The following is a 916-nucleotide window of genomic DNA, read 5'->3' on the forward strand; positions in this document are numbered from 1 at the left end:
TTTTTTAATATTTCATTCTCCATTTCAATGCGTTGTAGCTTTTTCCTCAGCTTACGTATTTCGATTTGTTCTGGTGTTATCGGAGAGGCTTTTGGTGTTTTGCCCTGACGCTCATCACGCAGTTGTTTGACCCATCTTGTCATTGTGGAAAGGCCAACATCCATAGCTTTGGCGGCATCTGCCACCGTGTATTTCTGGTCAACAACCAGTTGAGCGGATTCGCGTTTAAACTCTGTGCTAAAATTTCTTTTTTTCATTGGAGCACCTGTGTTGTTCTGAGGTGAGCATATCACCTCTGTTCAGGTGGCCAAATTCAGTGTGCCACTTCACTGATAAAAGCGCCCTGTACTGGTTAGCAATAGCAAATTTACTCCCAGCTGCTCTGATTTCAAGAAAGCTGTACACCTCCCTTATGCCTATATTTTTAACCGGAACACCACCAAAGTATTCACTTATGATTTTCAACCTCTGGTTGTGTCTTTTCATGGTGTTTGTGCTTAATTGTCTACGCTCTATTTCATTTCTGAAATTTAATATCAGCTCGCAGAATAATGTTACGCTATTACCTTTTATTCTATCCAGTAAGCTTATATGTTGCGTGGATAATAATTCCATATTTGCCGCAATAGCCTCATTAACTGCAATTCTTTTGTCTCTTCCGATTCCAGGTAATGACTCCAACTTACTGATAGTGTTTTATGTTCAGATAATGCCCGATGACCTTGTCATGCAGCTCCACCGATTTTGAGAACGACAGTGACTTCCGTCCCAGCCTTGCCAGATGTTGTCTCAGATTCAGATTATGTCGCTCAATGCGCTGAGTGTAACGCTTGCTGATAACGTGCAGCTTTCCCTTCAGGCGTGATTCATACAGCGGCCAGCCATCCGTCATCCATACCACGACCTCAAAGGCCGA

3 protein-coding genes are annotated in these 916 nt (G+C 42.8%); all 3 read right to left on the reverse strand.

Annotated features, from left to right (window positions below):
• A partial coding sequence (locus BHE85_RS16580; protein ID WP_069673541.1) for an IS3 family transposase occupies positions 1-257 on the reverse strand: 257 nt, incomplete at its 3' end.
• Positions 238-681, reverse strand: a complete 444-nt coding sequence (locus BHE85_RS27610) for a hypothetical protein (RefSeq protein ID WP_000445001.1) — start codon at positions 679-681, stop codon at positions 238-240. The genes BHE85_RS27610 and BHE85_RS16580, both read right to left, overlap by 20 nt.
• 1 nt (position 682) lies before the next feature.
• Positions 683-916, reverse strand: a 234-nt coding sequence (locus BHE85_RS16590) for an IS1 family transposase (protein WP_001393844.1), incomplete at its 5' end; no start/stop codon positions are given.

It is taken from the genome of Shigella sp. FC1567 (assembly GCF_001743015.1).
GTDB lineage: Bacteria > Pseudomonadota > Gammaproteobacteria > Enterobacterales > Enterobacteriaceae > Escherichia > Escherichia coli.